General features: G+C 70.1%; 4 protein-coding genes. All 4 read right to left on the bottom strand.

Annotated elements, in window-relative coordinates:
• Nucleotides 1–201: 201 nt before the first annotated feature.
• Nucleotides 202–798: a hypothetical protein gene (locus ABVN73_RS27125; protein ID WP_353861668.1), complete on the bottom strand. Its 597-nt coding sequence runs from the start codon at nt 796–798 to the stop codon at nt 202–204.
• Nucleotides 799–913: 115 nt separating this feature from the next.
• On the bottom strand, nt 914–3,556 hold the full coding sequence (locus ABVN73_RS27130) for a PAS domain S-box protein (RefSeq protein ID WP_353861669.1): 2,643 nt from the start codon (nt 3,554–3,556) through the stop codon (nt 914–916).
• Nucleotides 3,557–3,658: 102 nt separating this feature from the next.
• On the bottom strand, nt 3,659–4,558 hold the full coding sequence (locus tag ABVN73_RS27135; RefSeq protein WP_353861926.1) for a hypothetical protein: 900 nt from the start codon (nt 4,556–4,558) through the stop codon (nt 3,659–3,661).
• Entirely contained in the window at nt 4,452–5,324 is an 873-nt protein-coding gene (locus ABVN73_RS27140; RefSeq protein ID WP_353861670.1) for a hypothetical protein, read from the bottom strand. Before ABVN73_RS27140 ends, ABVN73_RS27135 begins: the two co-directional genes overlap by 107 nt.
• Nucleotides 5,325–6,348 lie beyond the last annotated feature (1,024 nt).

A 6,348-nucleotide genomic window follows, 5' to 3' on the forward strand; every position in this document is an offset into this window, starting at 1 on the left:
ACGAACGGACAAACGCGCAGCCTTCGGAGAACATCCACGCCCCGTGGACGCGTCTCCGCTACCATCAACCCAATGCCGGGTTTCCTGTTCCTTTGCGCCTTCGGGATGCCGACCGTCAGGGATGCTTGCTCGTCGCCGCGGGTTACCGCGATGTTGGGTGCTCGCCGACCGAACGACGCAGGGCCATGTCTTGCGTCGCCTTCACCGGCCCGCCCCCAGCACGCGGCGGCGCTTGGGGTCCGGACCCAGCGAGCGGATGAAGGGCGGCAGCCCGCCGCCGGACCGCGTGTTGAAGGCCGCCTTCGGCGCCTCCTCCCCGGCCGCCGTCTCCGGCACCGTCTTCCCTTGAGACTCCGTTTGGGCAGGTGCGACCGGCTTGCGGAACCCGCGGACGATCCACAGCGCAAGCGCGCCGGACAAGAGAAGAAGCAAGGGGGGCAGGACGGCGCGCAGGCCCCAGGGCCACAGAACCTCCGCCCGGCGCGTCCAGCGCTCCGCCCAGAAGCGCTCGCCGATCCGCCGCACCCGCTCCTCGCCAAGGTCCGGCGGGGCGGCGAGGCTGGTGCCGTCGGGGAAGTCCGTCCGCACCACGGCGCCCCGCCTCACCCCGTCCTCCACCACCGCCTCGTCGGCGGCGTAGCGCTGCGGCAGGAAGGCGTCCCTTGCGTCCGAATAGGCGTAAAGGCCGGCGAAAGGATGGCGCCCGCGCAGATCGGCGGCGGCGAAGGCGGCGACCACCGCCACCCACAGCAGGGCGGCGGCAAGCCAGCCCCGCCACAGGCCCTTGCTCCAGTTCATGTCCCGTCTCCCTCTTGCCCAAGGAGGCTCTTCCCCAAGGAGGCGGAAAACCTAAAGACCCCGCCGGGGAGCGGCCAGGGTCAAAAACCGGCCTTTCGCGATCGGGCCATGCCGATCAGGCCGCCGGCCTCAGCAATTCGCGCAGGATGTGCGGGGTGATCGGCTTGTGGACGAGGCGGAAGCCGGCGCCGCGGATTTCGGTGATGCGTTCGGGCGCGGTGTCGCCGGTCAGCACCACGGCGGGAATGCGCACGCCGCAGACGCCGTGGATGTCGCGGATCGCCTCCACCCCCGTCCGCCCCTCGCGCAGGCGGTAGTCGGCGATGATGAGATCCGGCAGACGGCCCAGCCCGTGCAGGACGTCCACCGCCTCCTCCGCCGACACGGCGGCCACCACCTCGTAGCCCCACTGCTCCAGCAGGGTGCGCAGGCTGAGCAGCACGATGGCCTCGTCGTCGATGACCACCACCAGCCCCTGCCCATCGTCGTTGGCGCGGTCCGGCCCGTTGCGGCGCAGGATGGCGCGGGGGCGCACGGCGGGAAGCTCCACCGAGAAGACGCTGCCCCGCCCGGGCCGCGAGCGCAGGGCGACCGTATGGCCGAGCAGCCCGGCCAGCCGCTTCACGATGGCGAGGCCGAGACCCAGCCCCTTGGCCCGGTCGCGCTCCTGGTTCCCGATCTGGAAGAACTCCTCGAAGACGGCCTGCTGCAGGTCCTCCGGCACGCCGACGCCGCTGTCGGCCACCTCGATGCGCAGCGCGCCGTTGCGGCGCCGGCAGCCGGCCACGACGCCGCCCCGCTCGGTGTAGCGCAACGCGTTCTCGATCAGGTTGCGCAGGATGCGCTCCAGCAGCATCGGGTCGGTGCGCGCCCACAGCGAGGTCGGCACGACCCGCAGCCGCAGCCCCTGCCCGTCGGCCTGCGGCCCGTATTCCGCGGCCAGCCGGTCGAGCAGCGGCCCCACCGCGCATTCGGTGACGCTGGGCTCCACCGCCCCGGCGTCGAGCCGCGACACGTCGAGCATCCCGTCGAGCAGGAGCTTCAGCGCGTCCAGCGAATGGCCCATGCTGGCCACCAGCTCGTGGCCGGGTTGGCCGTGCAGCTTGTCGCCCAGCACCTGCGCGAAGAAATAGAGCGACTGCACGGGCTGGCGCAGGTCGTGGCTGGCCGCCGCCAGGAACTGGGTCTTCGCCCGCTCCGCCTTCTCGGCGCGGGTCTTCTCCCGCCGGGCCTCGTCCGCCGCGGTCAGGGCGCGCTCCATCGCCTGCTCCGCCGCCTCCTTGGCGGCGAGCACGGCCTCCGCCGCCGTCCTGCGGGCGGTGATGTCGCGCACGATGCCGGTGAAGCGCGTCTCGCCGTCGGCCTTCCATTCGGCGACCGACAGCTCCAGCGGAAACACCGACCCGTCCTTGCGCTGGCCCGTCACCTCGCGCCCGATGCCGATGATGCGCCGTTCCCCCGTGCGGTGGTAGCGCTCCAGATAGCCGTCATGGGCGCTGCGGTCGGGATCGGGCATCAGCATGCTGACGTTGCGGCCCATCACCTCCTCCGCGGCGTAGCCGAAGATGCGTTCGGCGGCGCGGTTGAAGCTGTGCAGGGTGCCGGCCCGGTCGATGACCACGATGGCGTCGACCGCCGTGTCGACGATGGCGCGGTAGCGCGCCTCCGCATGGGCGGCGGATTCGCTGGCGCCGACCAGAGCGGCGCTCGCCTCGGCCAGGACGCGGTGCAGCTCGTCGATCTCGCGCACCGGCACGCCGCCGTCGTAGCGGATCGGCTGCCCCTCCATCAGGCTGCCGCCATGGGCGGCCAGCTCGCGGACGGGGTGGGCCAGCCGCCGCGCGAAGACCGCCGCCGAGGCCAGCGAGACCCCCAGCAGAACCAGCCCAAGCCCCAGAGCCAGCACCACCGTGCGGTTCAGGGGGTTGAGCACGGCCTCGGTCGGCGTCGCGGCGACCAGGGTCCAATCGGCACGCTGCGTGCGGTGGAAGGCGCCGATGATCTCCACCCCGTCCAGCGTGGCGCCTCGGTAGTTGCCGGTGTCGGCCGTCCCGCGCGCCGCCAGGAACCAGCCCGGCACCGCCCGCCCCAGATACTCCGCGTGCTCGCGCGAGCGGGCGGCGATGCGGTTCTCGCCGTCGATGATCGCGGCGATCAGTCCGGAGCGCGTCTCGAACCCCTCCAGCAGGCTGCTCCAGGTCTGCGGATCGACCACCGCCGACAGGATGTAGCGCAGCCCGCCGTCGCGCAGCACCGGCACCATCACGGCGATCGCCAGCCGCTCGCCCGCCGTCGCGGTCACCAGATCAGACACCGCCGGCTGGCGCGTCGCCGTCACCCGGCGCAGCGCGTCGCGCTGCGGCACGTCCGGCAGCGGATCGCCGAGCCGGACCGCGGTGTTGACGATCTGCCGCCCCGACGGTTCGATCAGCGCGATGTTGGTCCAGGACGGATGCTGGGTCAGCACCAGCGTCGCACGCTCATAAAAGCCGGCGGGATCGTCGGCGGCCAGAGCATCCGTGCGCGACAGCGCCCGCAGCGCCTCGATGGTCGCCGCCAATTCCCGGTCCACGATCAGCGCCAGCGCCTCCGCCGTGTCGGCCATGTTGTTCTCGACGGCCTCCCGCTGCTGCTGCACCAGCCAGCCGATGAGCATGCCGCCGAGCAGGAGCATCGGCACCAGCGCCACGAGCACAAGCCTCAGCAGGTACCCGCGCAGAGTCATCGGTTTCTGACGGGACACCGTCTTCAGAGGCATGGACGGACAATCCGAAAGGTTTGCTGCGCAAACAGATTATCGCATCTTGCTCCGCCCTTTCGTGGACCGCCACTGAAATCTGAAACGACGGGGTGAGCCTGATTATATAGGCGCTACACTGTCGGAATAATGATAGGGCTGCCAAGCCTCCGATCCACCGCTTTGACCAGATCGACAGTCATGGAAGCGACTGGGTTCTCGGACTGAACTTTTTGTACGCGACGGCTTACTGAAACGTGCCGATCTCTTGCCTTCGCATACCCTGGTATGACGAGCATCGTGCGAACGATCCCTTGCGAAGCTTTTCGGCGCGGCCGGCGGCGTCTGGTCCGCGGCAGGGAGGGTGGGCCGTTCCACTTGCGCGTCGTCCGACAGGACGGGTTCTGGTGCGGGAACCGGAACCGGACGCGCCGGTCCCGGCGCGGCGATCAGGGCGGCGGCCTGCTGGCGGCGGGCGGTTTCCGCTTCCTTTTCCTTCTGCCGACGGCGATGGGCGATCTCGCGGGCGCGGAGCTGCTGCTCCTGGCGCAGGGCCATGGCCAGCCGGCGCAGGGCCGCCGCTCCATCGGTCCGCGACGCCTGGCCGGCGGCGGCGCGGAAATCGCCGACCGTGGGGAAGCGCCGGTAGCCCGAGCGGAAGGAGGACCAGACGCCGCGGAACCCGGCGATCCATTCCTCGGCGGGCCAGCCGGCCATGTCGAGGATGTCGGCCTCCAGCATGTCGGCGTCCGGAAGCTCCAGGCCGAAGCGGGCCGCCAGCTTCTCGATGCCGGTCAGCACATTGTCCACGCCGATGGCCGGGCAGGCGGTCTCAAGGGCCGCCTCCACCCGCTCGGCCAGCGCCCCGATCTCCTCCGGCGCGCGATCGGCGATCTCGAAGCGCAGGTCGGCGCGCTCAAGCCGGGCGAGCGAGGCGATCGCGCAAGGCAGAGAGGACGCCGGCGTTGCGGGCAGCCACGCCATGTCCGGCGTCTGCGGGGCGGCGCTGACGGGAAGGCTCACGGGAAGGCTCGGCAGGCTGGCGGTCATTCTGGTCGCTCCGGTTGGAGGGGCGGCGGGAGGCGGGTGCAAAGGGGACGACGGTGCTCGCGGGGGCATCGCCTTCCGGTGCCGGCGCTGGCATCGGCGCGGCGGGGGCGACCAGCTCGCGGGCCACCCATTTGCGCCAAGCGCTGGACGGGTTGGCCGGACTGTAGCCGTTGCGGGCGTTGGCCTTGCGGCACCAGGACACGAACTTGCGGGTCACCGCGGCCGGATCGACCTCGGGACGGGTTTCCGTGGCCCAGGCCAGATCGGCGGCGTCCGGCTGCCAGTCCTCGGCCAGGGCGTCCTTGGCCGGGGCGTTCCGGCCCATGACCCCCGATGGCCCGACCGATCCCCCCACCCGGAAGGAGGAAGAGTTTTGAGAATCAGGATTCAGGGGATTCCCAGTCCTTAGGAGTCCGTCAGCCGGCTGACCGGTGGTGTCGGCGGGCCGACCGGAAGAGTCGGTGTCCTGCGCGCCCACCAGGGCGTAGACCATCCCGCGGAAACCGCGTTCGCGGCGGGCTTCCACCAGGGACAGGTCCGGCGTCTGCAGCTTCGTCAGCACGGCGGACAGCCAGGGACGGCTCTTGCCGAGTTCGGCCGCCAGCTCGTCCTGGACCAGCCCGGCGCAGACGCCGGCGGCGTCCGCACGCGCGTAAAGTCCGGAGAGCACCGCGATCTCCGCGGCGCCGACGCCGGGCGCAGCGATCCATCGCCGGTACAAGGTCGTGTACGGGGTCATTGTCTTCCCATGATCCAGCGCTTCGATTCCGGCGGAAGACAAAGCGGGAGCGTCAGCGGAATCCGCGATTCCACTTGGTTTTCCGGAATCACCCTGGCATCATGAAGTCGCCAAACCGCTGATGCGGGGGTCCGGTTCTCCCGGTCTTCCATCGGCTAACGACACTTCGGTGTACACGAGGGCACAGGTCGCCAAACCTGTGCCCTTTGTGTTTCCGGAGGTCGCGTCCTCCGTTACGTCATCGTCGCCTCCTTCGGCGTGTCGCGGCGGTTCGGAACCGCCAACTGAAAATCCTGGCCCGAAAATCCTGGCCCAAAAGCTATCGGTTCGGGCTTTGGTGAGCCCGTTACGCAAGATGTTGTCGTGGCCCCGACAGGCTGTCCACGATTCAAATGCGTGCGTCGGAATCGCTCCGGTTGCGCCGATGCGGAGGTGTGGAGTCAGTGGAATCAAGGCGTTGAGCCCCCTGGAGCGGTGGCGGACCATGTCCGGGTGTCGCCGTTCTGCCGAGAAACCGGGCGGAAAACGTCGCCGTTCTGCCGAAAGATTCCGGCGCACGGAGGGCGGCGGCGGAGCGTCGGAGTCCGCCGGATGTCGCCGTTCTGCCGAATAATCTGGGCTGTGGCCCATCGGTGACTCCGGGAATCGGCCGAGAATCGGACTCCGACTCGCGCAACCGAGTGTCGCCGTTCTGCCAATGTGCTCCCCCCGCGGCGGCCCCGGGGCCCTGGGGAGTCTGGAAAGAGTCAGGGAATCCAAGCCTTTCAGCGCCATTTCGCGGCTCGTCGGCAGTCCGGACCGTCAGAACGCGGACGCTTTCGGCAGGGAGACCCTCCGGCGGGGCACAGCGTCCGGAGGAACTGGCAGAACGGCGACATTCGTCCGCAGGGTCACAGCGACGTTTCCGGCCGGCGAGGAATCTTTCGGCAGAATGGCGACGTTGGCGCCTGCGCTGTGGAACATGCGGGGCGTATCGGGAATCAATACCGTAACCGCCAGCGGCGGGGCCGGGGAGACGGGGTGC

The sequence above is a fragment of the Azospirillum formosense genome, assembly GCF_040500525.1.
GTDB classification, from domain to species: Bacteria; Pseudomonadota; Alphaproteobacteria; order Azospirillales; family Azospirillaceae; genus Azospirillum; species Azospirillum formosense_A.

Coding starts and splice junctions, on each gene's coding strand:
- ABVN73_RS27140 (WP_353861670.1), bottom strand. CDS start 5,324: ATGACCCCGTACACGACCTTGTACCGGCGATGGATCGCTGCGCCCGGC.
- ABVN73_RS27125 (WP_353861668.1), bottom strand. CDS start 798: ATGAACTGGAGCAAGGGCCTGTGGCGGGGCTGGCTTGCCGCCGCCCTG.
- ABVN73_RS27130 (WP_353861669.1), bottom strand. CDS start 3,556: ATGCCTCTGAAGACGGTGTCCCGTCAGAAACCGATGACTCTGCGCGGG.